This window comes from Nocardioides caricicola (assembly GCF_039541135.1).
Classification (GTDB): Bacteria; Actinomycetota; Actinomycetes; order Propionibacteriales; family Nocardioidaceae; genus Nocardioides; species Nocardioides caricicola.
This window is the reverse complement of the sequence record NZ_BAABFQ010000001.1, coordinates 94562-116697: the sequence shown is the minus strand read 5'-3', so window position 1 is coordinate 116697 and position 22136 is coordinate 94562. Positions and strand designations below refer to the sequence as shown.

Annotated in this window: 30 protein-coding genes; 22 read left to right on the top strand and 8 right to left on the bottom strand. The window is 71.6% G+C overall.

Going from position 1 to position 22136, the window contains the following annotated elements; all coding sequences use genetic code 11:
• The 10 genes from ABD875_RS00635 to ABD875_RS00590 all read left to right on the top strand — a co-directional run bounded on the left by ABD875_RS00635 (position 1) and on the right by ABD875_RS00590 (position 8158).
• Positions 1-534: a TetR/AcrR family transcriptional regulator gene (locus tag ABD875_RS00635; RefSeq protein WP_345170505.1), complete on the top strand. Its 534-nt coding sequence runs from the start codon at positions 1-3 to the stop codon at positions 532-534.
• On the top strand, positions 531-1760 hold the full coding sequence (locus tag ABD875_RS00630) for a cytochrome P450 (protein ID WP_345170503.1): 1230 nt from the start codon (positions 531-533) through the stop codon (positions 1758-1760). Before ABD875_RS00635 ends, ABD875_RS00630 begins: the two co-directional genes overlap by 4 nt.
• Entirely contained in the window at positions 1757-2533 is a 777-nt protein-coding gene (locus ABD875_RS00625) for an SDR family oxidoreductase (RefSeq protein WP_345170501.1), read from the top strand. The genes ABD875_RS00630 and ABD875_RS00625 overlap by 4 nt, the downstream gene beginning before the upstream one ends.
• Entirely contained in the window at positions 2530-3864 is a 1335-nt protein-coding gene (locus ABD875_RS00620) for a cytochrome P450 (protein ID WP_345170499.1), read from the top strand. Before ABD875_RS00625 ends, ABD875_RS00620 begins: the two co-directional genes overlap by 4 nt.
• Positions 3861-4067 (top strand): ferredoxin, encoded by a 207-nt coding sequence (locus tag ABD875_RS00615; RefSeq protein ID WP_345170497.1) that lies wholly within the window; start codon positions 3861-3863, stop codon positions 4065-4067. Before ABD875_RS00620 ends, ABD875_RS00615 begins: the two co-directional genes overlap by 4 nt.
• Positions 4064-4672 carry a nuclear transport factor 2-like protein gene (locus tag ABD875_RS00610; RefSeq protein ID WP_345170495.1) on the top strand — a complete coding sequence of 203 codons (609 nt, stop codon included), beginning with the start codon at positions 4064-4066 and terminating at the stop codon, positions 4670-4672. The genes ABD875_RS00615 and ABD875_RS00610 overlap by 4 nt, the downstream gene beginning before the upstream one ends.
• Positions 4669-6120, top strand: coding sequence for an aldehyde dehydrogenase (locus tag ABD875_RS00605; RefSeq protein ID WP_345170493.1), 1452 nt, complete (start codon positions 4669-4671; stop codon positions 6118-6120). Before ABD875_RS00610 ends, ABD875_RS00605 begins: the two co-directional genes overlap by 4 nt.
• Positions 6121-6208: 88 nt before the next feature.
• Positions 6209-6946, top strand: a complete 738-nt coding sequence (locus tag ABD875_RS00600; protein ID WP_345170491.1) for an SDR family oxidoreductase — start codon at positions 6209-6211, stop codon at positions 6944-6946.
• Positions 6943-7788: an NAD(P)-dependent oxidoreductase gene (locus ABD875_RS00595; RefSeq protein WP_345170489.1), complete on the top strand. Its 846-nt coding sequence runs from the start codon at positions 6943-6945 to the stop codon at positions 7786-7788. Before ABD875_RS00600 ends, ABD875_RS00595 begins: the two co-directional genes overlap by 4 nt.
• Positions 7781-8158 (top strand): carboxymuconolactone decarboxylase family protein, encoded by a 378-nt coding sequence (locus ABD875_RS00590; RefSeq protein ID WP_345170487.1) that lies wholly within the window; start codon positions 7781-7783, stop codon positions 8156-8158. The genes ABD875_RS00595 and ABD875_RS00590 overlap by 8 nt, the downstream gene beginning before the upstream one ends.
• Before the next feature lie 97 nt (positions 8159-8255).
• Here ABD875_RS00590 and ABD875_RS00585 read toward each other — a convergent pair whose 3' ends face one another.
• Together ABD875_RS00585 and ABD875_RS00580 are read right to left on the bottom strand one after the other, a co-directional pair.
• Positions 8256-8882: a PaaI family thioesterase gene (locus tag ABD875_RS00585; RefSeq protein WP_345170485.1), complete on the bottom strand. Its 627-nt coding sequence runs from the start codon at positions 8880-8882 to the stop codon at positions 8256-8258.
• A gap of 7 nt (positions 8883-8889) precedes the next feature.
• Positions 8890-10119, bottom strand: coding sequence for a hypothetical protein (locus tag ABD875_RS00580; RefSeq protein ID WP_345170484.1), 1230 nt, complete (start codon positions 10117-10119; stop codon positions 8890-8892).
• A 177-nt stretch (positions 10120-10296) separates the two neighbouring features.
• Between ABD875_RS00580 and ABD875_RS00575 the strand changes: the two genes are divergently transcribed.
• Together ABD875_RS00575 and ABD875_RS00570 are read left to right on the top strand one after the other, a co-directional pair.
• Complete coding sequence (locus ABD875_RS00575; RefSeq protein ID WP_345170483.1) at positions 10297-10725, top strand: hypothetical protein; 429 nt, start codon at positions 10297-10299, stop codon at positions 10723-10725.
• Positions 10726-10758: 33 nt separating this feature from the next.
• Complete coding sequence (locus tag ABD875_RS00570; RefSeq protein WP_345170481.1) at positions 10759-10938, top strand: hypothetical protein; 180 nt, start codon at positions 10759-10761, stop codon at positions 10936-10938.
• A 27-nt stretch (positions 10939-10965) separates the two neighbouring features.
• Here ABD875_RS00570 and ABD875_RS00565 read toward each other — a convergent pair whose 3' ends face one another.
• Positions 10966-11376, bottom strand: coding sequence for a DUF6314 family protein (locus ABD875_RS00565; RefSeq protein WP_345170479.1), 411 nt, complete (start codon positions 11374-11376; stop codon positions 10966-10968).
• 33 nt (positions 11377-11409) lie between these two features.
• Between ABD875_RS00565 and ABD875_RS00560 the strand changes: the two genes are divergently transcribed.
• Positions 11410-11880 (top strand): ribonuclease H family protein, encoded by a 471-nt coding sequence (locus ABD875_RS00560; protein ID WP_345170477.1) that lies wholly within the window; start codon positions 11410-11412, stop codon positions 11878-11880.
• Between the two features lie 103 nt (positions 11881-11983).
• Positions 11984-13039, top strand: coding sequence for an endonuclease/exonuclease/phosphatase family protein (locus ABD875_RS00555; RefSeq protein ID WP_345170475.1), 1056 nt, complete (start codon positions 11984-11986; stop codon positions 13037-13039).
• A gap of 3 nt (positions 13040-13042) precedes the next feature.
• Here ABD875_RS00555 and ABD875_RS00550 read toward each other — a convergent pair whose 3' ends face one another.
• Positions 13043-13807, bottom strand: coding sequence for an MBL fold metallo-hydrolase (locus ABD875_RS00550; RefSeq protein ID WP_345170473.1), 765 nt, complete (start codon positions 13805-13807; stop codon positions 13043-13045).
• Positions 13804-14571: a putative protein N(5)-glutamine methyltransferase gene (locus ABD875_RS00545; RefSeq protein WP_345170471.1), complete on the bottom strand. Its 768-nt coding sequence runs from the start codon at positions 14569-14571 to the stop codon at positions 13804-13806. Before ABD875_RS00545 ends, ABD875_RS00550 begins: the two co-directional genes overlap by 4 nt.
• On the opposite strand from ABD875_RS00545, the gene ABD875_RS00540 reads away from it, so the two are divergent.
• Both ABD875_RS00540 and ABD875_RS00535 read left to right on the top strand, forming a co-directional pair.
• On the top strand, positions 14570-14926 hold the full coding sequence (locus ABD875_RS00540) for a hypothetical protein (RefSeq protein ID WP_345170469.1): 357 nt from the start codon (positions 14570-14572) through the stop codon (positions 14924-14926). The two genes, ABD875_RS00545 and ABD875_RS00540, sit on opposite strands and share 2 nt — an antisense overlap.
• Positions 14923-15336, top strand: a complete 414-nt coding sequence (locus ABD875_RS00535) for a hypothetical protein (protein WP_345170467.1) — start codon at positions 14923-14925, stop codon at positions 15334-15336. The genes ABD875_RS00540 and ABD875_RS00535 overlap by 4 nt, the downstream gene beginning before the upstream one ends.
• Here ABD875_RS00535 and ABD875_RS00530 read toward each other — a convergent pair.
• Together ABD875_RS00530 and ABD875_RS00525 are read right to left on the bottom strand one after the other, a co-directional pair.
• Positions 15315-15905 carry a dihydrofolate reductase family protein gene (locus ABD875_RS00530; RefSeq protein ID WP_345170465.1) on the bottom strand — a complete coding sequence of 197 codons (591 nt, stop codon included), beginning with the start codon at positions 15903-15905 and terminating at the stop codon, positions 15315-15317. The two genes, ABD875_RS00535 and ABD875_RS00530, sit on opposite strands and share 22 nt — an antisense overlap.
• A 39-nt stretch (positions 15906-15944) precedes the next feature.
• Positions 15945-16184: a WhiB family transcriptional regulator gene (locus ABD875_RS00525; RefSeq protein WP_345170463.1), complete on the bottom strand. Its 240-nt coding sequence runs from the start codon at positions 16182-16184 to the stop codon at positions 15945-15947.
• A gap of 83 nt (positions 16185-16267) precedes the next feature.
• Between ABD875_RS00525 and ABD875_RS00520 the strand changes: the two genes are divergently transcribed.
• The 6 genes from ABD875_RS00520 to ABD875_RS00495 all read left to right on the top strand — a co-directional run bounded on the left by ABD875_RS00520 (position 16268) and on the right by ABD875_RS00495 (position 21798).
• Positions 16268-16843 (top strand): TetR/AcrR family transcriptional regulator, encoded by a 576-nt coding sequence (locus ABD875_RS00520; protein ID WP_345170462.1) that lies wholly within the window; start codon positions 16268-16270, stop codon positions 16841-16843.
• Between the two features lie 39 nt (positions 16844-16882).
• A complete protein-coding gene (locus ABD875_RS00515) occupies positions 16883-18064 on the top strand; it encodes an oxidoreductase (RefSeq protein ID WP_345170460.1) in 1182 nt (393 codons plus the stop codon).
• A gap of 116 nt (positions 18065-18180) precedes the next feature.
• Complete coding sequence (locus ABD875_RS00510) at positions 18181-19263, top strand: NAD(P)H-dependent amine dehydrogenase family protein (protein ID WP_345170459.1); 1083 nt, start codon at positions 18181-18183, stop codon at positions 19261-19263.
• Positions 19260-20066: an SDR family oxidoreductase gene (locus ABD875_RS00505; RefSeq protein ID WP_345170457.1), complete on the top strand. Its 807-nt coding sequence runs from the start codon at positions 19260-19262 to the stop codon at positions 20064-20066. Before ABD875_RS00510 ends, ABD875_RS00505 begins: the two co-directional genes overlap by 4 nt.
• Before the next feature lie 11 nt (positions 20067-20077).
• Positions 20078-21133, top strand: a complete 1056-nt coding sequence (locus ABD875_RS00500) for an MBL fold metallo-hydrolase (RefSeq protein ID WP_345170455.1) — start codon at positions 20078-20080, stop codon at positions 21131-21133.
• A gap of 29 nt (positions 21134-21162) precedes the next feature.
• The gene (locus ABD875_RS00495; protein WP_345170454.1) at positions 21163-21798 is read left to right on the top strand and encodes a TetR/AcrR family transcriptional regulator; all 636 of its coding nucleotides are present in this window, start codon (positions 21163-21165) and stop codon (positions 21796-21798) included.
• Here the strand turns inward: ABD875_RS00495 and ABD875_RS00490 are convergent.
• Positions 21795-22133: a TraR/DksA family transcriptional regulator gene (locus tag ABD875_RS00490; RefSeq protein WP_379187998.1), complete on the bottom strand. Its 339-nt coding sequence runs from the start codon at positions 22131-22133 to the stop codon at positions 21795-21797. The two genes, ABD875_RS00495 and ABD875_RS00490, sit on opposite strands and share 4 nt — an antisense overlap.
• Positions 22134-22136 lie beyond the last annotated feature (3 nt).

Here is a 22136-nt window from a genome sequence, read left to right as displayed (position 1 = left end):
GTGTCCAACTCCACCACCGAGCGCCTCCTCGAGGCCGGTCGCGAGGAGCTGCGCGCCGTCGGGCACCAGACGCTGACGATCCGGATGGTCGCCCAGCGTGCGGGGGTGTCGTCGGCGACGGCGTACACCTACCTGGAGTCGAAGAACCGGCTGTACGCCGAGCTGTTCTGGCGGTTCCTGGTCGAGAACGAGCAGGAGCCGGAGGGTGCCGACGCCGTCGCGCGGGTCCGGTCGGTCACGCGGCACCTCGCCGACCGGCTGGCCGAGGCGCCGGAGCTCGCGGCGGCGGTGACGCCCGCGCTGCTCGGCCCCGACCCGGAGGTCGACGAGCTGCGGCTGCGCATCGGCGCGGAGTTCGTCCGCCGCTTCCGCGACGCGCTCGGCCCCCAGGCCGACCCCGCGGTCCTCGAGGCGCTCGCGCTGGCGTTCTCCGGGGCGCTGCTCCAGGCCGGGATGGGACTGATGACCTACACCGAGATGGCCGACCGGCTCGACTCGGTGGTCGCCGTGATCATGAAGGGCAACGTGGCATGAGCACCACCGCTGACATCGTCTTCGACCCGTACGACTACGGCTTCCAGGAGGACCCGTACCCGACGTACCAGCGCTGTCGTGACGAGGACCCGCTGCACCACAACCGGGACCTCGACATCTGGTTCCTGACGCGGCACGCCGACATCCAGCACGCGATCCGCACCGAGGGCGTCTACTCCAACGCGATGGGCGTCTCGATCGAGAAGAGCGCCTGGGGTCCCGAGGCCCACAAGACCATGTCGTTCCTCGGCATGGACCCGCCGCGCCAGCAGCGGCTGCGCAAGCTGGTCTCCAAGGGCTTCACGCCGCGCCGGGTCACCGAGCTCGCGCCGCAGATCCAGCGGCTCACCGACCACTACCTGGGCCAATGTCTCGAGCAGGCCGGAGACGGGAAGGGCTTCGACTGGATCGCCGACTTCGCCGGCCGGCTCCCGATGGACGTCATCTCCGAGATGATGGGCGTGCCGGAGTCGGACCGCCAGGAGGTCCGCCGGCTCGCCGACCTCGTCGTGCACCGTGAGGAGGGCGTGTACGACGTCCCGGCCGCAGGCATGGCCGCCGCGCTCGACCTCGTCGTCTACTACGCCGACATGGTCGAGCAGCGCAAGAAGCGCCCGACCGAGGACCTCACCAGCTCGCTGCTCGTCGCCGAGATCGACGGCGACCGGCTCACCGACGACGAGATCATCGCGTTCCTGTTCCTCATGGTCGTCGCGGGCAACGAGACGACGACCAAGCTGCTCGGGCACGCGCTGTTCCACCTGTCCCGGCACCCCGAGCAGTTCCAGAAGGTGTTCGCGGACCCGGCCCAGCCGGACGACCTGGTGGTGCCGTGGATCGAGGAGACCCTGCGCTACGACACGTCCAGCCAGATGCTGGCGCGGCACCTGCTGCAGGACGTCGAGCTGCACGGCAAGGTCGCGCCCGCCGGCTCCAAGCTGGTGCTGGTGCTCGGCTCGGCCAACCGCGACGACCGGGTGTTCTCCGACCCGGACCGCTACGACATCTTCCGCGATAAGGACGAGGTCGCCCAGCTGCTCAGCTTCGGTGGCGGCCGGCACTTCTGCCTCGGCGCCAACCTGGCCCGGCTCGAGGCGCAGATCGCGCTGCGCGAGCTGGTCCGCCGGGTCGGCCACGTCGAGGTGGACCACGACCGCTGCGTGCGCGTGCACTCGCTGAACGTGCGCGGCTTCGCGTCGGTGCCCGTGCAGATGGAGGTCAGGTGAGCAAGTACGCCCAGCCCGAGCGGCGACCGGCCGTCGTCACCGGCGCGTCCGCCGGCATCGGCGCGGCCACGGCGCTGGTGCTCGCGTCGGCCGGCTACCCGGTCGCGCTGGGTGCCCGTCGTGCCGACAAGTGCGACGAGGTCGCGGCCGCGATCCGCGAGGCCGGGGGCGAGGCGTTCGTCCACCCGCTCGACATCACCGACCCCGGGTCGGTCCAGGACTTCGTGAAGGCGGCGACCGCCGACCTCGGCGACATCGAGGTGCTCGTCAACAACGCCGGTGCGGTCGGCCCGGGCGTGGTGCACGACGTCGACAGCGAACGGTTCGCCCGCGAGCTCGACCTCAACGTCGTCGGCGCGCACCGGATGGTGCACGCGATCGTGCCGGGCATGGTCGAGCGCCGCCGCGGCGACGTCGTCTTCGTCTCCAGCGACGTCGCGGTCCGCGCGCGGCCGTTCATGTCGTCGTACGCCGCCGGCAAGTGGGGGCTCGAGGGCATGGCGCACGCGATGCAGATGGAGCTCGAGGGCACCGGCGTCCGGGCGTCCATCGTCCGGCCGGGCGGCACCTGGAGCGAGATGGGCAGCGACTGGGACCCCGAGCAGGGCGCCGACGTGCTCAACCACTGGGTGCGCTTCGGCTTCGCCCGACACCCGCACTTCCTGAAGCCGCAGGCGATCGGCCAGGCGATCAGCACGATCGTCTCGGCACCGCGCGGCGTGCACCTGAACCTGGTCGAAGTGACCCCCGAGGCTCCCGTGGAGGACCGATGACCCAGCAGATCAAGGAAGTCTCGTACGCCGTCCCGGACGACGGCCACGGCCACCTGGCCGAGATGCGGGTGGACCCGGTCGGCCTGTTCCAGCGGGTGTACGACGAGTGCGGCGACATCGGCCGGTTCCGGCTGGCCGACAAGGACGTCGTGCTGGTCTTCGGCGAGGAGGCGCAGGAGCAGTTCTTCCGCGCCCCGGACTCGACGCTCGACCAGGCGGCGGCGTACCCGTTCATGACCCCGATCTTCGGCAAGGGCGTGGTGTTCGACGCCTCCCCCGAGGAGCGCCAGCAGATGCTGAAGAACCAGGCGCTGCGGGGCGACATGATGCGCGGGCACGCCGCGACCATCGAGGCCGAGATCAACCGGATGGTCGCCGACTGGGGCGACGAGGGCGAGATCGACCTGCTCGACTGGTTCGCGGAGCTGACGATCTACACGACGTCCGCGTGCCTGATCGGCAAGCCGTTCCGCGAGGAGCTCGACTCGTCGTTCGCCCACCACTACCACGACCTCGAGCGTGGCACCGACGCGCTGGCGTACGTCGATCCCTACCTGGACATCGAGTCGTTCCGCATCCGCGACGCCGCGCGCGAGAAGCTGGTCGAGCTGGTGCAGGGCATCATCGACCGCCGCAAGGAGCGCGGCACGGTCGCCAAGGAGGACCGCGACCTGCTCGACGTCCTCATCTCGATCGACATGAGCGCCGACTACATCACCGGCATCTTCATCTCGATGATGTTCGCGGGGCACCACACCTCGTCGGGCACGGCGTCGTGGGCGCTGATCGAGCTGATGCGCAACCCCGAGACGATGTCCGCCGTCGTCAAGGAGCTCGACGAGCTGTACGCCGACGGCTCCGAGGTGTCGTTCCAGGCGCTGCGGTCGATCCCGGTCCTGGAGTCGGCGCTCAAGGAGACGCTGCGCCTGCACCCGCCGCTGATCATCCTGATGCGCGTCGTGGCCGAGGAGATCGAGCTGGCCGGGCACACGATCCCGACCGGCACGGTGGTGGCCGCCTCGCCGCGGGTCTCGAACCGGATCGCGTCGGACTTCCCGAACCCGGACTCGTTCGACCCCGGCCGCTACATCGACCCGCGCCAGGAGGACCTCCAGAACCGCTGGACCTGGATCCCGTTCGGCGCCGGCAAGCACCGCTGCGTCGGCAACGCGTTCGCGATGATGCAGATGAAGGCGATCTTCTCGGTGATCCTGCGCGACTACGAGTTCGAGATGGCGCAGCCGTCGGAGTCGTACCGCGACGACACCTCGAAGATGGTGATCCAGCTCGAGCAGCCCTGCCGCGTGCGGTACCGCAGGAGGGCGAAGTGACCTTCCGCGTGGTCGCCGACCTCGGGCTGTGCCAGGGACACCAGATGTGCCAGGGCGAGGCGCCCGACGTGTTCGGGTTCGACGAGGCGGCCGACCTGGTGACGGTGCTCCAGGAGCACCCCGACGATTCAGCACGGTCCGACGTGGAGTCGGCCGTGAGGTACTGCCCAGCGATGGCGCTGGCGATCGAGGAGGAAGCGTGACCGCTCTGAGCAGGGCCGACATCGAGGAGTTCTGGGAGTCCTGGCTGGACATCAACCGGAAGGCGGAGGCGTCCGGCGACTGGCGCGTCATGGCCGAGTGGTACGCCGAGGACGCGACGTACGGCTGGATGCTGACGCCCGACGAGCACTTCATGGCCGTCGGCCGCGACCAGATCCGGGACTGGGCGATCGGCATCGAGATGGACGGCTTCGACGGCTGGCACTACGACTACATGGCCACCGTCATCGACGAGAAGAACGCGATGGTCGTGGGCTTCTGGAAGCAGCGCGCCGGGATCATCGACGACTCGACCGGCAAGGAGTTCGAGATCCCCGGGCTCGGCGGCAGCTGGTTCGGCGTCGAGCGGCAGCCCGACGGGGAGCTCAAGTTCGCGTGGCAGCGGGACTGGTTCGACTTCGGCGCGATGGCGCACACCATGGGCCGGGTCGTGAAGTCGGGCAAGGCGCCGGACACGCTGATGAAGCGGCTGCAGGTCTTCGGTCTCGAGGTGCCTGGGCACTACCGACCCGAGGACCTCCCGTCGACGGTGTGGCCGCCGCCGGTCGAGGCCGGGGAGTACGTCACGCAGGAGGAGGCCCGATGAGCCTGCCGCCTCCGGCGCAGCAGCTGATCGACGGCAAGCTGGTCGGCGCCGCGGCGACGTACCCGATCCTCAACCCGGCCACCGGCGAGGAGATCGGCGTCGCCCCCGACGGCACCGCCGCCGACGTGGACGCCGCGATCGCGGCCGCCCGCCGCGCGTTCGACGAGACCGACTGGTCGACGAACACCGAGCTCCGGCTGCGCTGCCTGCGCCAGCTGCACGCGGCGCTGCTCGAGAACGCCGAGCCGTTCAAGGCGCTGACCACCGCCGAGGTCGGCATGCCCGGCTTCATGATGGGCGCCGCTGGCTTCGACGTGCCCGTCGAGGGGCTGAAGTGGGTCACCGACCTGCTGGAGACCTACGAGTTCGAGACCGACCTCGGTGTCGCGTCGCCGATGGGGATCGCCTCGCGGCGCACGGTGCGGCGCGAGGCGGTCGGCGTGGTCGCGGCGATCTCGCCGTGGAACGTCCCGACCCAGATCAACCTGGCCAAGGTCGGCCCGGCGCTGGCCGCCGGCTGCACGGTCGTCCTCAAGCCGGCTCCGGACACCCCGTGGGTGGCCGCCGAGCTCGGTCGGCTGGTCGCGGAGCACACCGACATCCCGGCCGGCGTCTTCAACGTCGTGACGCCGCGGTCGAACGACGTCGCGTCCCAGCTGACCACGGACCCGCGCGTCGACATGGTGTCGTTCACCGGCTCCACCCAGGTGGGCAAGGCGATCATGGCCGCGGCCGCGCCGACGCTGAAGAAGGTGTTCCTCGAGCTCGGCGGCAAGTCCGCCGCGATCGTGCTCGACGACGCCGACGTCGCCTCGGCCGCCGGGGCCACGGCGTTCACCGCGTGCATCCACGCCGGCCAGGGCTGCGCGATCACCACGCGGCTCGTCGTACCTCGTGAGAAGTACGACGAGGCCGTGCAGGTCGCCGCGGCGACGATGGAGTCGATCGGGGCGAAGGACCCGGCCGACCCGGGCGCGATCTGCGGCCCGGTGATCTCGCAGGTGCAGCGCGACCGGGTCGAGGCGTACCTACGGCTGGCCGAGGAGGAGGGCGGAACGTTCGCCACCGGCGGCCGCGTGATCGACCAGGCCGGGTTCTGGGTCGAGCCGACCGTGGTCGCGGGCCTCGACAACTCCTCCCGGCTCGCGCAGGAGGAGATCTTCGGACCGGTGCTCGTGGTCATCCCGCACGACGGTGACGACGACGCGGTCCGGATCGCCAACGACTCGGCGTACGGCCTCTCCGGCTCGGTCGAGTCGGGTGACCTCGACCGGGCCAAGGCCGTCGCCGCGCGGATCCGCACCGGCACGATCGCCGTCAACGGAGGCGTGTGGTTCAGCCCGGACGCGCCGTTCGGTGGCTACAAGCAGTCCGGCATCGGCCGGGAGATGGGCGTTGCCGGCTTCGAGGAGTACCTCGAGACCAAGACCGTCGCGGAGCCCGCCTGAGCGATAGTCCCTAACGTTTTGGCTGCCGACACGCCGGTGGGGGCGACCAGAACGTGAGGGACTATCCGAGTTTCGACAGAGGAGACACATGAGCAGCAGGTTCGAGAACAAGGTCGTCGTGGTCACGGGTGCGGCGCAGGGCATCGGGGAGGCGTACGCACGCGCGCTCGCCGCCGAGGGTGCGTCGGTCGTGGTGGCCGACCTCAACGTCGAGGCGGGCGAGAAGGTCGCGGCCGACATCGGCGGGCTGTTCGTGCGCTGCGACGTGTCCTCGCACGAGGACGCGGCGGCGCTGGTCGCGGCGACCGTGGAGCGCTTCGGCGGCATCGACGGGCTGGTCAACAACGCCGCGATCTACGGCGACATGGCCTTCGACCTGCTGATCAGCGTGGACTGGGACTACTACCGGAAGTTCATGTCGGTGAACATGGACGGCGCCCTGGTGATGACCCGCGCGGTCTACCCCGAGCTCCAGAAGCGCGGCGGCGGCTCGATCGTGAACCAGTCGAGCACCGCGGCGTACCTCTACTCCGGCTTCTACGGCCTGGCCAAGGTCGGCGTGAACGGCCTGACCCAGCAGCTCGCCCACGAGCTCGGCGGCATGAGGATCCGCGTCAACGCGATCGCCCCCGGCCCGACCGACACGCAGGCCACCCGCACCCAGGCCGGCGACGCCGCCAAGGAGCTGGTGAAGGGCCTCGCGCTCAAGCGGATGGGGCAGCCCGAGGACATGGTCGGCGCCTGCCTGTTCCTGCTCTCCGACGAGTCCGCGTGGGTGACCGGGCAGATCATCGCCGTCGACGGCGGACAGACGTTCCGCGCATGACCGACGTGACCAGGGTCGGCTTCATCGGCCTCGGCAACATCGGCAAGCCGATGGCGCTGCGGCTCGCCGCCGCCGACGGCATCGACCTGTGGGTGTACGACGTGATGCCCGAGCCGGTCGCCGAGCTCGAGGAGGCCGGCGCCCGCGGTGCCGCGAGCATCGCGGCCATGGCGACCCGCTCCGATGTCATCTGCGTGATGGTGCGCGACGACGACCAGGTCCGCGAGGTGCTCGGCGAGATCCTCGGCGTCGCCGGCGACGGGCAGACCGTCGTCATCCACTCGACGGTCGCGCCCACCACGCCGGCGCAGCTCGCGGACACCGCGGCGCGGCACGGCATCAAGGTGGTCGACGCCCCGGTCAGCGGAGGCGCGATGGGCGCCGCCGACGGGACGCTCGCGATCATGGTGGGCGGCAGCGACGAGGCGTTCGCGGCGGCGCGGCCCGCGCTCGAGGCGATGGGCTCGCTCATCACGCACGCCGGCCCGATCGGCGCCGGCACGAAGTTCAAGCTGGCCCGCAACCTCATGCACTTCGTGGCGTTCACCGCCGCGACCGAGGCGCAGCGCCTGGCCGAGGCCGCCGGCCTCGACGTGGCCGAGCTCGGCAAGGTCGTGCGCCACACCGACCAGGTGACCGGGGGGCCGGGCGCGATCATGCTGCGCGACACGGCCGCGCCCATCCAGGAGGGCGACTTCTGGATGGGCGTCTACGAGCACGTCTGGGCGCTCGGCAAGAAGGACCTGACGTTCGCGATCGAGCTCGCGGACCAGCAGGGTGTGGACGTTCCGCTCGCGCGACTGTCGCTCGAGCGTCTGAGGGAGGGGCTTGGCCTTGGGTAAGTTCGACGATCTTCCGGAGGCGCGGCGCAAGGGCCTCGAGAAGATGGAAGAGGTCTACGGCTTCGACATGACCGATGGCACGGGTGACTTCTTCCGCTACACCGCGGAGCACCTGTTCGGCGACATCTGGCAGCGCCCCGGCCTCTCGACGCGCGACCGGCGCCTCTTCCTGATCGGGATGCTCGTCGGCCAGCGCGCCAACGACGTACTCACCATCCAGATCCCGGCGGCCCTCGCCAACGAGGAGCTGGACGCCGAGGCGCTGCGCGAGCTCGTCATCCTCGCCTGCCACTACGACGGCTGGCCCAACGGGTCGCGCATGAACGCCGTCGTCGAGGACAGCATCGCGAAGGCCAACCGCGGCTCCTGAGGCCACTGTTCGGGCAGAACCTGACCTTCTCGGCCGAAACTTCGCCCCAGAACGTCAGGTTTCCCCGGTGGGCCGGGGAAACCTGCAGAGCGAACAGCTACGCCCACCGCGGCACGATGAACACCCCGTCGGCCTCGACCGTGACGCCCTCGGCGTCGGCGAGGGTGGCGACGACGTACACCTTGCGGCCGTCTTCCCGGTCGATGCGGCCCTCGAGCCGCAGGGGGCCGAGCGGGGTGCCGCGCCGGTAGCGCATGGTCAGCGTGCCGGTGAGCGTCACCCGGCTGTGGCCGGCACTCGCGGTCTCGCCCATGAGGTGGTCCAGCAGCAGCGCGGCGACGCCGCCGTGCACCAGCCCCGGCGGTCCCTCGTACGCCGCACCGAGCACGACGTCGGCGTGCAGGAGGCCGCCCGGGTCGCGCACGAGGTGCAGCGGGGGAGCGAGGGCGTTGCGCTGCCCGACGACGGCGTTGCCCCAGTTCCACGCCCGGGCCTCGGAGTTGAAGCGGACGCCGGCCGGGCCGTCGAGCTGCCGGGCGCGCAGCCGCGCCACCAGCGCCTCCACGTCGGCCTGGGTCCGCCGGATCGTCGCGTCGTCGACGGTGGTGCGGATCGTGGCGTCCACCAGGTCCCGCACCGCGTCGGCCAGCGGCCGGTAGAGCGCCTCGAGCCGGTCGATCTCGCTGCTGGGGGTCTCGTCGTGGACGAACTCGCCGATGCTCACCCGGGACTCAGACCGGGGTGATGGGCAGGGAACGCCGCGGCTCGAACGCGAACGACGAACCGGTGCTGAACCGGGTGACCGCGACCTCGGGCAGCTCCTTCGCCGGCTCGCTGCGGCGGACCAGCGTGGCGGTCCAGCCGGGGGCCTCGGTGTAGTCGTCGACCTCGACGTCGAAGTGCGGGTCGACCGCCTGCACGATCGCCTGCAGCGGCCGCGGACTCGCCGGCCCGCACAGGCTGATCCAGGCGCCGTCCTCGGCCGCGGGCGACGGCGTGACGCTCAGCGAGAAGCCCTCGACGCCCGCGGTGACGTACGCCGCGGGGTTCAGCAGCGGGTGCAGCTCGAGCACCCGCATCGCCGCGGCCGCGGTGGCCGGCAGGTCCAACGCCCGGTGGATCCGCTCGGCACCGATCCCGGCGACGCCGGTGAGCTGCTTGGTGGCGATCTCGATCGCCTGCGCCTCGTCGGTCGCGCGCTGCCGGACCGCGTGCACGTAGGACAGGTTCAGCAGATGCATCTGCAGGCACACCTCGTCGGCGATCCGCACCAGCGCGGAGTGGGAGAACGCCCCGAAGTCGACGTCGGTGAGCAGCGGTCCCGCGTAGTCCGCGGCGCCCTCGTCGGCGGGGTCGATCGGGTCCAGCTCGACCGTGGCCGCGCGGGTCTGCTCGATCACGTAGTACGGCGCGAGCGGCTCGACCGGCGGGTGGGCGTCGTCGATGACCACCGTCCACGCGCAGTGCGGGTGCCGGTCGGCCGGTGTCCGCGGCGGGCGGTGGACCGGCCGCACCTGGGCGCGGGGGTTGGTCGCGACCGCGGTCGCGTCGAACGTCGGGTCCTCGATGTCGTGGCACATCGAGCGGACGTAGTCCTCGCCCATCGGCTCGACGTCCATGAGGGCGCCGCAGTGGTCGAGGTGGAACGTCCCGTGCCAGGGGTCCTGCACGTCGTACCGGAAGTCCATGAACTGCGGTGGGGCGCCGATGTCGAGCTGGAGCCCCTTGAAGATCGTGACGACGTCGGTGCCCTCGTAGCGCAGCGCCCGCTGCATCCGGCGGGTGTAGATCGGGCTCGCCCCGGCCCACTCCTCGATCGCGATCTGGGCCATCTCCTCGCGGCCCCAGGCCGAGATGCACCAGGCCATGCCGGAGCGGTCGATGAGCTGACCGATGAGCAACAGCTCCGGCACGAGGGTGGCGAGCTCGGCGCGCGACAGGCCGGCGTAGCGACTGGACACGTGTCCAAGAGTAGAACCTGTTCCAGTCTGCGGGAAGTCCCAGCGCGCTCCCAGTCGGGACCCAAGTCGGCCCCCAGCAGGTCTCAAGTACGTCGCCCCAGAGTGTGTCTGTCGGAGCAACCGGCCCGACGCCCCTCTGAAGGGAGGTACCGCTTCCCGAGACCGACAGGACCACCCATGAACCTGATGCTGATGACCGCCATCGCGGTCAGCGTCGCCGGCGCGATCGCCTTCCTGGCGACCGCGACCGCGTCGCCGAGCACCCGGCGCCGCTCGGAGGAGCGCCGCCGCCGCTACGTGAGCCGCCACCCCGGCCTGGTGAACCTCGGCGACGTCGAGCGCCGCCTGGCCGACGAGCTGCCCGCCCACCACCACGACTTCGTCCTCGCCCGGATCGCCCGCCAGAAGATCGACGCCCACACGCTGTGGTCCTGGCTCGACCGGTTCGGCGCCGAGACGCTCGTCCTCGCCCTGGCCGCCGACAGCGGTTACGCCGGCCTGCTGCGCCGGCTGCGCGGCGACCACCTCGACCGCGAGGAGCTCGAGCTCTTCGCGGGCTTCAACCACCCGGAGCTGTTCGCGCTCCGCAACCGCACGTTCGTCTGACCCCACCCCACACCCCGACCTAAGGAGCACCCCATGTTCGATCTGTCCGCCTACGCGCCGTACGTCGTCGCCGCGCTCGTGTTCGGCTGCCTCGCCGCCGGCCTGGCCACCGCGACCATCGCCCGGGTCGCCTACGACACCGTCCGCACGCCCCGGTCCCGCCCGGTCGTGCTCGTCACCACGGAGCGGTCGTCGGTCCGTGCGGCCGCCTGAGCCCCACCTCTCGTCCGCGCCGGGGAGTCATGACTCCTCGGCGCGGACGTGCTCGGTCCGCATCACGTAGTCCTTCTCGGGACCCCGCGCCTGCCACTCGACGCTCCAGCGCCCCGCGCCGACCTCGATGAGCCCGCGGTAGTGGTCGGGCGCGCACGGGTGGTCCACCCACGCGCCGACCGCCCAGGGGTGGAAGAGCCGCCCGTCCTCGAAGTGCACGTCCCAGGACTCCCCGTCGGACACGACGTACAACGTCCGGCTGACCGGGACGCTCCGGCCGCCCCACGTCATCGTGCCCTCCTCGCTCCACCGCACCCGGCCCGGTGCCTCGAGCCGGAGCGTCGCCGAGCCGCGCACGTCGCGCCGCTCGCCGGCCAGCCGGTCGTCGACGACCCGGGTCAACGACCAGGTTCCGAGCAGGGCGGTCGGGTCGGTCATGGCGCGACGGTACCCGTGTGGAAGGGTGCTCCGGTGCCTCCCCGCAAGCGCTCGCCGCGCCCGCCGATGCCCGTCCCCGCCGGAGCTCGCGAGGTCTTCACCGACGGCGCCTGCGCGGGCAACCCGGGACCGGGCGGCTGGGCCTGGGCCGTCGACACGTCGGTCTACCACTCGGGCCGCGAGGCCGCCTCGACGAACCAGCGGATGGAGATCCGGGCGGCGTACGAGGCCGTGCGCGCGCTCGACGGGCCGCTGCTGGTGGTGAGCGACTCGACGTACGTTGTGAACTGCTTCCGCGACGCGTGGTGGCAGGGCTGGCTGGCCCGCGGCTGGACCAACAGCGCCCGGCAGCCGGTCGCCAACCGCGACCTCTGGGAGCCGTTCGTGGAGCTGGTCGCGGCGCGCGGCGACGTCGCGTTCGCGTGGGTGAAGGGTCACTCCGGCCACGTGATGAACGACTTCGTCGACCGGCTCGCGGTCGCCGCCTGCCGCGGCGACGGGTGATCCGGCACCCATTCGCCGGACACGGGCGTGGCCTCCGGGGCTCCCGTGACTTCTGAGGCTAGCGTGACCGTTCAGCCCATCAGACCCACGGAGGGGAAGCCGCGTGGTCCGTTTCGGACGCCGTGCCGCGCCCTCCCCTGCCCGGAACCGGTCGGCGTGGGCAGGGCCGCCACCGCTGCTGATCCTGGTCACCGTCGTCGGGCTGCTGGCCGCCCCCTTCCTCGACCACGAGACCGCGACCCCGGAGGCCGAGCTGGCCGCGGCTACGTCTTCCGTCGTGGGCCCGCGGTTCCTGGAGCCGCAGCTGGTACGACGACAGGTGCTGGCGCCGGTGCGCGGCGGCCTGACCAGCACCGGGCTGAAGCCCGTGCAGCTCAAGCCGGTCACGGTCGGCGTCGCGAGCATGAACATGTTCCGCCAGCTGTCGAGCGCGCAGGCCGCCGCGGACGCGCGCGCCCTCACCCGGCACTCCGGCGTGGACGTGGTCGGCTGGCAGGAGGCGTACCCGTTCACGGGCGTCCTGCGCGGGCTGCGCGGCTGGGACACCCAGACCTTCTCGGTCGGCAAGCGGGCCACCGAGCTCGCGGTGTCGTGGCGCAGCAAGGACTTCAGGCTCGTCTCCGCCCGCCAGATCAACGTCGCCCGCGGCGTCAGCCCCCAGGCAGGTCGCTACCCGTTCCCGAACCGGCAGGTCGCGATCGTGACGCTGGAGCACCGCGCGACCGGGCGGCTGCTGACCGTGCTCAACACCCACCTGCCGTGGGCGATCGAGGACCTCGACCGGCCCGGCCACTGGACCCCCACCATCAACACGTCCCGTGCCCGGCGGCAGCTGACCCGGCTGGCCGAGACGATGCGACAGGCCGACGGCCGGTGGGTCGTCGCCACCGGCGACTTCAACTTCGACGCCGGCGCTGACGCGCGCAACCAGGCCCCGGGCGGTCCGGTGCGGTCAATGGGCCGGGTCGCGGTGTCGTCGTACCAGCGCCTCGGCCGCGAGGTGCTGCCGACGTTCCCGGAGAACGGTCGGCGTATCGACTACGTCTGGGCGAACCGCGCGGCGTACGAGGACGGCCGGATGGAGTTCCTCGGGCACTGGGTCCTGGGTGGTCTCAACAGCGACCACAATGCGCTGGTCGCGCGGCTGCGGCTCGACTGAGCGCTACAGCTCGACGCGCTGGCCGTGCTCGGCGAGCAGCACCGTCGCCGTCGCGCCCGCCATCGCCTCGACGAAGCGACGGCCGGGGGAGCGGAACAGCAGCTCGTGGTTGGCGCGCTTGAGCGACTGCATCCCCACCGGCCAGAACGTGCCCCAGTGCACGGGTACGACGGTGGTCGCGCCGACCAGCCCGACCGCGCGGGCCCCGTCGACGGGGTCCATGTGGCCGTCCTCGAGCGTTGGGCCCCAGCCGCCGATCGGCACCAGCGCCAGGTCGACGGGGCCGACATCGGCCATGTCCTCGCGCAGCTCGGTGTCGCCCGGGAACCAGAACGAGCGCCCGCCGGCGTCGACGCGGAACCCGAGCGCGGGCCCGACGGCCTTCGACTGCGGGCCGCGCCGTCCCTCGTGCGTCGCCGGCAGCACGGTGATCCGCACGCCGGCGACCTCGAGCACGTCGCCGGGGACGACGCCGCGGACCCGCTCGGGGTGGTGCCGTGCGAGCAGCGGCTCGCCGCCCTTCGGAATCACGAAGGGGACGTCGCTCGCGAAGCGCTTCAACGAGCCCCGGTGCAAGTGGTCGGCATGCAGGTGCGAGACCACGACGACGTCGGCGTCCCAGGCGTGCTCCGCCGGGCTGGCGGCGTACCGCCTCAGGTGCGCGAGCCGGTCGGTGAACAGCGGGTCGATCGCCACCCGGACGCCGTCGATCTCGACGGTCACCGACGCGTGGCCCCACCACGTGAAGGCGAGGTCTCCGGTGCTCACGATCGCACTGTAGTGCGGGTCCCGACCACGGCCTGGCCGTCGATCACGGCGTCCAGGCCGGCCGCGGTCATCAGCGCAGCGCTCACCGGGGCCTGGCGGTCGCTCGACTCCACGAGCAGCCGCCCGCCGTCGGCCAGCCAGTCCGGTGCCCCGTCGATCACCCGGCGCTGCACGTCCAGTCCGTCGGCGCCGCCGTCGAGGGCAACCCGGTGCTCGTGGTCGCGTGCCTCGGGCGGCATCGTCGCGATCGCCGCGGTCGGGACGTACGGCGCGTTCGCGACGATCACGTCGACCCGCCCGCACAGGTCGCGGGGGAGCGCGTCGTACAGGTCGCCCTCGTGCACGCGCTCGAGGTTGCGCCGGGCGCAGGCGACCGCGGCCGGATCGACGTCGGCGGCGTGCACGTCGATCCCGGGGACCGCGCTGGCGAGCGCGGCACCGAGGGCGCCGGTGCCGCAGCAGAGGTCGACCACGACGTCGCCGGCCCGCAGGCCGCGCGCGGCCCGGCGCACCAACGCCGCCGAGCGCTGCCGAGGCACGAAGACGCCCGGTGCGACGGCGATCCGCAGGCCGCAGAACTCCGCGAACCCGACCACCTGCTCGAGCGGCTCCCCGGCGACCCGTCGTTCCACCATCGACGTGAGCGCGGCCGCGTCCGTCGCCTCCCGGAGCAGCAGCGCGGCCTCGTCCTCGGCGAACACGCAGCCGGCCGCCCGGAGGGTGGCTGCCAGCAGGTCCGGGTGCATGGCGGATGATGCTGCCATGCCGAGCGTGTCGACCCAGATCACCTACATCGTGGTCGGGTACGCCGCCCTGGTCGCCGTGCTCGCCGCTGTCGCCGCGGTCCGCGGTGGCGAGCGGCCGCGCTGGCTGGACCAGATGGTGTGGATGCTCGAGCTGCTGCTGGGGTTCCGCGCGCTGGCGGGCCTGTCGGCGTTCTCCGGCGACGGACCGGACTCGACCTCGACGTACGTCGGCTACCTGCTGGCGTCGGTGTGCGTGCTGCCGATCGCGATGAAGTCGATCGAGGGCGACCGGGCCGTGTGGTCCTCGGCGGTGGTCGCCGTCGCGGCGATCGCGGTCGGGGTGCTCGTCGTCCGGCTGGAGATGACTGCGTGAGCGCGCCGCGATCCGGGCCGCACAAGGTCCTGCTCGCGCTCTATGCGCTGTTCACCCTCGCCGCCGGTGCTCGGGCCCTGGTGCAGCTGACCACGCAGTACGACGACGCCCCGGTCGCGTACTGGCTCTCGCTCGTCGCGGCGGTGACCTATGCGCTGGGGTGGTACGCGATCCGGTCGGCGTCGGAGGGCCGGACGGCGTTCGCCAGCGTGATGCTCTGGGTCGAGCTCGCCGGCGTGCTGATCGTCGGCGTCCTGTCGCTGGTGAAGGACGAGTGGTTCCCGGAGCCGTCGGTGTGGTCCGACTTCGGCATCGGCTACGGCTTCGTCCCGCTCGCGCTGCCGATCGCCGGGCTGCTCTGGCTGCGGCGGCAGAAGGCTGCCGAGGTTCAGGCGGACGACCGGTCGTAGGTGAGGAACAGCGTCCCGCTGTCCAGGACCGTGTGATCCGTGAGCTCCCAGAGCTGCGGGTCGAAGCCTGCGGTCCGGCCGAGCAGGGGGAGCCCGGCGCCGAGGGTGAGGGGTGCGAGCTTCACGACCACCCGGTCGATCTCGTGGCGCAGTGCGCCGGCGATCTCACCGCCTCCGACCAGCCACAGATCCTTGCCTGCCTCCTCCTTGAGCCGGCGTACCGTCGTCACCGGGTCTGCTTCCACGATGACGGCCGGGTCCGGTGGCGTCAGGGTGCGGGAGAACACGATGTGCCGCAGGTGTGGATAGGCGTCGGTGACGCCGGCAGCCAGTCCGATCTCGTAGCTGCGCCGCCCCTCGAGTGCGGTGTCGAAGCACGATCCCTCGTCGGTGATCCCGAGCGCCTGCCGGGCCGGACCGGGCAGGGTCTCGGGGTAGTGCGCCACCAGGTGGTGCAGGTAGTCGTCGCCGATCGGCCAGTACCCGCCAGGCCCGGAGGGGTCGCTCCCGGCGGGGTCCGTGACGAAGCCGTCGAGGGTCGAGGCGATGAAGTAGACGAGCTTGCGCACGCTGGATGTCCTTCAGTGAGGTCGGGTGGTGGGCGTGGGTCAGGCCGCGTCCTTGCGCGGTCGTCCGCGCGGGCGCTTGCGGGCCACCGCCACGCCCTGGAGCACGAGGCTGCCGCCCCACACGCCCCACGGCTCGCGGCGCAGCAGCGCGCCCTCCAGGCAGGAGCGCTGGATCGGGCAGGTCGCGCAGAGCGCCTTCGCGGTCTCCAGGACCTCCGGGGCGTCGGCGAACCACAGCTCGGGGTCGTGCTCGCGGCACGGGACGGAGTCTTCGGGCACGCCGTCATCTTACGAGACGGTCCGGTTCGTCTCTACTGAATATTCGCGATCACGAGACGGTGCGGTTCGTTAAGGTGGCGGCCATGACGCCCCCGGAACCGCGCCGCCGGAGCGCCTCGGCGCACCTCGCGATCCTCGAGGCGACGTGGGAAGAGGTCGTCGAGAAGGGGTACGCCGGCCTCACCGTCGAGGGCATCGCCGCGCGGGCGGGCGTCGGGAAGCAGACGGTCTACCGCTGGTGGCCGTCGAAGGCGGCGGTGCTCCTGGAGGCGTTGAACGCCCGGACCGCGCAGACGTCCGACTTCCCGGACACCGGCGACATCGCCGCGGACCTCGCCGGGCAGATCACCGGGGTGGCCGAGTTCCTCGCCTCCGACGGGGGCGTGGTGTTCAAGGCGCTGCTCGCGGGCGCGCAGTCCGACCCCGAGCTCGCCGAGGACATCCGGCGGCAGGTGATCGAGCCGCGGACGCAGGCCTGCGCCGACCGGCTGGCGAAGGCGCAGGCCGCGGGCGAGCTGCGCGCGGACGTCGATCCCGTCGACATCGTCGAGCTGGTCTACGCGCCGCTCTACTACCGGCTGATCCTCGGGACCCGCCCCATCAGCGCTCCGGACATGCGCCACCAGCTCGACCGCGTCCTCGCCGGGCTCCGAGCCTGAGGCTGTCGCCCAACGAGAACGTGTTCTAGATTCGGGGGTGTGAACGACGTCTTCGCACCCGCGACCCTCGGGCCGGTCCAGCTGCGCAACCGGACCGTCAAGGCGGCCACGTTCGAGGGCCGCGCGCCCGAGGGGCAGGTGACCGACGCGCTCATCGACTACCACCTCGGGCCGGCCCGCGGCGGGGTCGGCATCACCACCGTCGCCTACCTCGCGGTCGCGCCCGAGGGGCGCACGCACCGCGAGCAGATCGTGGTCGGCGAGCACTCCCTGGCCGGGCTGACCCGGCTCGCTGACGCGATCCACGACGCGGGCGCCGCGATCGCCGGTCAGGTCGGGCACGCCGGCCCGGTCGCCAACGGCCGGTCGAACGGCGTACACGCGCTGTCGGCGTCACGGATGCCGTCGCCGCTGTCGATGCAGATGATCCGCTCCGCGACGTCGGCCGACCTGGCCCGGATCACGAAGGACTACGTGGCCGCCGCCCGGCTGCTGGTGCGCGCCGGGTTCGACGTGCTCGAGCTGCACATGGCGCACAGCTACCTGATCTCGTCGTTCCTCGCGCCGGGACTCAACCGCCGCAAGGACGAGTGGGGCGGCTCGCTGGAGAACCGCGCCAAGCTCGGTCGGCAGGTCGCGCGCGCCGTACGTGACGAGGTCGGCTCGTCGGTCGCCGTCACCGCGAAGGTGTCGGTGTCGGACGGCTTCAAGGGCGGAGTGACGACCGACGAGGCCGTGGAGTACGCCGCCATGCTCGACGCCGACGGCACCCTGGACGCACTCCAGCTCAGCGGCGGCTCGTCGCTGATGAACCCGATGTACCTCTTCCGCGGCGACGCGCCGGTCGCGGAGTTCGCCGCGACCATGCCGCCCCTGGTGCGCTTCGGCATGAAGACCCCGATGGGTCGCGGGTTCCTGAAGCGGTACCCGTTCGAGGAGGCGTACTTCCGCGACAAGGCGCTGCGCATCCGCGAGGCGGTCTCGATGCCGCTGATGCTGCTCGGCGGCATCAACCAGCGCGCGACGATGGAGCAGGCGATGGCCGACGGCTTCGACTTCGTCGCGATGGGCCGTGCCCTGCTCCGCGAGCCCGACCTCGTCTCCCGGCTGCAGTCCGATCGCGCCGCCTCGGGGGTCTGCATCCACTGCAACCGCTGCATGCCCACCATCTACTCCGGCACCCGCTGCCCGGTCATCACGCCGGAGCCGATCCAGCTGTAACGCGGGGTTAGACCCACTGGTGACCCGAAATTTCGGGGTGCCTAGAGGGTCTAACCCCGCGTTACAAGCGGCGGCGACCCCTTCCCAGCAACTAGAACATGTTCTAGATTGCGCACATGTCGCAGCCACTGAAGGTCGTCGTCTGGTCCACGGGAACGGTGGGGAGGCACGCCATCGCGGGCATCGATGCCCACCCGGACCTCGAGCTGGTCGGCGTCTGGGTGTCGAACCCGGCCAAGGACGGCAAGGACGCCGGGGAGCTGGCCGAGCTCGGCCGCGAGCTGGGGGTGCTGGCCACCACCGACAAGCAGCGGCTCCTGGACATGAAGCCGGACGCGATCGTGCACACCGCGATGACCGACGACCGGGTGTTCGAGGCGATCGAGGACCTGATCGGGTTCCTGGAGGCGGGCGTCAACGTGACCTCGAGCGGCCCCGTGCTGCTGCAGTGGCCCGAGAAGATCCTGCCGCCCGAGCAGATGGAGCGGATCACCCGCGCCGGCGAGCGCACCGGCGCCAGCCTGCACGTCAACGGCATCGACCCCGGCTTCGCGAACGACGTCCTCCCGCTCAGCCTGACCAGCCTCAGCCAGCGCATCGACGAGGTCCGGGTCATGGAGATCTGCGACTACTCGACGTACTACCAGCCCGTCGTCATGGGCGACCTGTTCGGCTTCGGCCGGCCGATGGAGGAGGTCGGGTTCCTCTGGGCGCCGGGCATCTTGAGCATGGCGTGGGGGAGCGTCGTACGGCAGATCGCGGCCGGCCTCGGCATCGTCCTCGACGAGCCGCTGGAGGAGAAGGTCGACCGGCGCCCGGCCGAGCGCGACACCGAGTCCGTCTCGGGCGACGTCAAGGCCGGCACCATGGGCGCGGTCCGCTTCGAGCTGATCGGCAAGGTGAACGGCGTGCCGCGGGTGATCGTCGAGCACATCACCCGCACCGACCCCGCCCAGGTTCCGGAGTGGCCGAGCCCGCCGGAGGGCGACGGCTGCTACCGGATCGTCATCAAGGGCGAGCCGTTCATGCAGTGCGACTTCGTGCACCACGGCGAGCACGGCGACCACAACGTCTCCGGGATGATCGTGACCGCACAGCGGATCGTGAACGCCGTACCGGCCGTCGTCGCCGCGAAGGGCGGACTCGTCACCGCGCTCGACCTGCCGCTGGTCACCGGCAAGGGACTGGTGAGCGCGTGAGCATCCTCGACCGCTTCTCGATCGACGGCCAGGTCGCGATCGTCACCGGCGCCGGCCGCGGCCTGGGCGCCGCCACCGCCGTCGCGCTCGCCGAGGCCGGCGCCGACGTGCTCATCTCCGCGCGGACGGCGGAGCAGCTCGAGGTGGTCGCCGAGCAGGTCCGCGCCACCGGCCGCCGCTGCGTCGTCGTCCCCGCCGACCTCAGCGACCTCGACGCGGTCGCCGGCCTCGCGCAGACGGCGTACGACGAGCTCGGCCGGATCGACACGGTCGTGAACAACGTCGGCGGCACGTTCCCCAAGGAGTTCCTGAAGACGAGCCCGCGCTTCCTCAACGAGGCGTTCAGCTTCAACGTCGCGACCGCGCACGCACTCACCCGCGCCGCGGTGCCGTTGATGCTCCAGCAGGACGACGGCAAGCAGAAGAGCGTCGTCACGATCAGCTCGATGATGGGACGCACAGCGGACCGCGGGTTCGTCGCGTACGGCACCGCCAAGGCCGCGCTCGCACACTGGACCAAGATGGCGGCGCAGGACCTCTCGCCGCGGATCCGCGTCAACGGCATCTACGTCGGCTCGATCCTCACCAGCGCGCTGGAGTTCGTCGCCGGGCAGCCCGAGCTGATGGGCCAGCTCGAGGGCAAGACCCCGCTGGGCCGGGTCGGCGAGCCGGAGGACATCGCGGCCGGCGTGCTCTACCTCGCCTCGAAGGCCGGGCAGTACGTCACCGGCAAGCTGATCGAGATCGACGGCGGCATCCAGCAGCCCACCCTGGACCTCGGGTTCCCCGACGTGGCCCCGTAGGGTCACGAGTCGTGAGCAGCTCGACCCCGACCGCCTTCGCCGTCTCGCCCGACTCCGGGGAGCACTGGAGCAAGGAGGGGGCGTGGCAGGTCGCCGAGGGCATCCACCGGATCCCGCTGCCGCTGCCGATGGACGGCCTCAAGGCCATCAACGTCTACGTCATCGAGACCGACGACGGGCTCACCCTGATCGACGGCGGCTGGTCGATCCAGCTCGCGCGCGACCTGCTGGAGCGCTGCCTGAAGGACGTGGGCTACGGGTTCGGTGACATCAGGCGGTTCCTCGTCACCCACGTGCACCGCGACCACTTCACGCTGGCGACCGTCCTCGGTCACGAGTACGGCGCGGACGTCGCGCTCGGCCGGGGCGAGGAGCCGGCGCTCGACCTGCTCAACGACCCCGACCTCGACCAGAACCCGTTCCTCGACGTGCTCCGCAGCGCCGGCGCGCACGAGCTCGCCGAGCTGTGGGCGGCCGGTGCGCCCGAGGCCCCGGACATGTCGATGTGGACCTACCCCGACACCTGGCTGGAGGGCGACGTCCGGATCCCGGTCGGGGCGCGGACCATCGACGCCGTGCACACCCCGGGCCACACGCCCGGCCACTACGTGTTCGCGGAGAAGGACGCGGGGCTGCTGTTCGCGGGCGACCACGTGCTCCCGACGATCACGCCGTCGATCGGGTTCACGGTGCCACCGACCCCGGACCCGCTCGGCGACTTCATGGCGTCGCTGACCAAGGTGCGGGCGCTGCCCGACCTGCAGGTCCTGCCGGCGCACGGCCCGGTCGCCCCGTCCTCGCACGCGCGGGTCGACGAGCTGCTCGCGTTCCACGACCGCCGTCTCGAGCTCAGCCTCGCCGCGCTCGCCGACGGGCCGGCCACCGGCTTCACCGTCGCCCACACGCTCGGGTGGACCCGGCACGAGAAGGCGTACGACGAGCTCGACGAGTTCAGCCAGGGCATGGCCGCGATGGAGACCAAGGCGCACCTCGAGCTGCTGGTCGCGCGCGGGCAGGTGACCCGCGAGGAGACGCCGGACGGCGTGCGGTTCGCGGCGGCTGACTGACTGTTCAGCCCGGTGTTAATGTCGCCGACATGGCTGAGGCGGCGCCCCCGACCGAGAACAACGAGGCGCGGCGCCGGACGATGCTGGAGGCGGCAGCCCAGCTGATCGCGGAGCGCGGCTACGGAGAGACCCGGATCGCCGACGTGGCCAAGCGCGCGGGCGTCAGCTCGGGTCTGGTCATCTACTACTTCGGCACCCGCGACCGGCTGCTGGTCGACGCGCTGCGCTACTCCGAGGAGAGCTTCTACGAGTACGCCGCCCAGGCGATGACCGAGGTCGTCGACTTCCGCGAGCGCCTGACGATGATCGTCGACTGGTGCTGCGTCCCCGATGGGGACGGCGACATCCCGGAGTCCTGGGGCCTCTGGCTCGACGTGTGGGCGACCGCGTTCCGCCACGACGAGGTCGGCGCGGCCCGCATCGCGCAGGACCGGCGCTGGCGCGACCTGGTCGAGGAGGTGGTGCGCGACGGCCAGGCCTCCGGGGACGTGACCCGCGAGGTCGACGTACGCCGCTTCGCGTTGACGTTCACGATGCTGCTCGACGGCATCGCCATCCAGGTCGCGCTGTCGGACCCCGACGTCACCGCGGCCGTCGCCTACGACCTCGCGATCGGGTACGCCGAGGAGCAGCTCGGGCTCGCCCCGATGCCGCGGCGTTCCTAGCGCTTCTCGGCGCAGCGGATGCACAGCCGCGCGACCGGCCTGGCCTCGAGCCGGCCGTCGCCGATCGGCTGGCCGCAGCGCTCGCAGACGCCGTACGTCCCCGCCTCCAGTCGCTCCACGGCTGCGTCGATCTCGGCCAGATGGCGCTGGGCGTCGCGCACCAGCGTCGACACCTGCGACCGCTCGAACGCGATCGTCGCGCCCTCCGGATCGTGCTCGTCGTCGGCGTTGGTGTCCTTCGATGCAGCCACGATCGCCTGGAAGTCGTCGGTGAGGTTCGCGAGCCGGTGCAGGGTCTCGGCTCGCTCGTCCTCGAGGCGAAGGTAGGCGTCCACGAG

Excerpts from the sequence above, each read along its gene's own strand:
- ABD875_RS00540 (WP_345170469.1), top strand. The coding sequence starts at position 14,570 with ATGCCGAGCGTGTCGACCCAGATCACCTACATCGTGGTCGGGTACGCC.
- ABD875_RS00605 (WP_345170493.1), top strand. The coding sequence starts at position 4,669 with ATGAGCCTGCCGCCTCCGGCGCAGCAGCTGATCGACGGCAAGCTGGTC.
- ABD875_RS00570 (WP_345170481.1), top strand. The coding sequence starts at position 10,759 with ATGTTCGATCTGTCCGCCTACGCGCCGTACGTCGTCGCCGCGCTCGTG.
- ABD875_RS00595 (WP_345170489.1), top strand. The coding sequence starts at position 6,943 with ATGACCGACGTGACCAGGGTCGGCTTCATCGGCCTCGGCAACATCGGC.
- ABD875_RS00565 (WP_345170479.1), bottom strand. The coding sequence starts at position 11,376 with ATGACCGACCCGACCGCCCTGCTCGGAACCTGGTCGTTGACCCGGGTC.
- ABD875_RS00520 (WP_345170462.1), top strand. The coding sequence starts at position 16,268 with ATGACGCCCCCGGAACCGCGCCGCCGGAGCGCCTCGGCGCACCTCGCG.
- ABD875_RS00545 (WP_345170471.1), bottom strand. The coding sequence starts at position 14,571 with ATGGCAGCATCATCCGCCATGCACCCGGACCTGCTGGCAGCCACCCTC.
- ABD875_RS00620 (WP_345170499.1), top strand. The coding sequence starts at position 2,530 with ATGACCCAGCAGATCAAGGAAGTCTCGTACGCCGTCCCGGACGACGGC.
- ABD875_RS00495 (WP_345170454.1), top strand. The coding sequence starts at position 21,163 with ATGGCTGAGGCGGCGCCCCCGACCGAGAACAACGAGGCGCGGCGCCGG.
- ABD875_RS00510 (WP_345170459.1), top strand. The coding sequence starts at position 18,181 with ATGTCGCAGCCACTGAAGGTCGTCGTCTGGTCCACGGGAACGGTGGGG.
- ABD875_RS00600 (WP_345170491.1), top strand. The coding sequence starts at position 6,209 with ATGAGCAGCAGGTTCGAGAACAAGGTCGTCGTGGTCACGGGTGCGGCG.
- ABD875_RS00575 (WP_345170483.1), top strand. The coding sequence starts at position 10,297 with ATGAACCTGATGCTGATGACCGCCATCGCGGTCAGCGTCGCCGGCGCG.
- ABD875_RS00630 (WP_345170503.1), top strand. The coding sequence starts at position 531 with ATGAGCACCACCGCTGACATCGTCTTCGACCCGTACGACTACGGCTTC.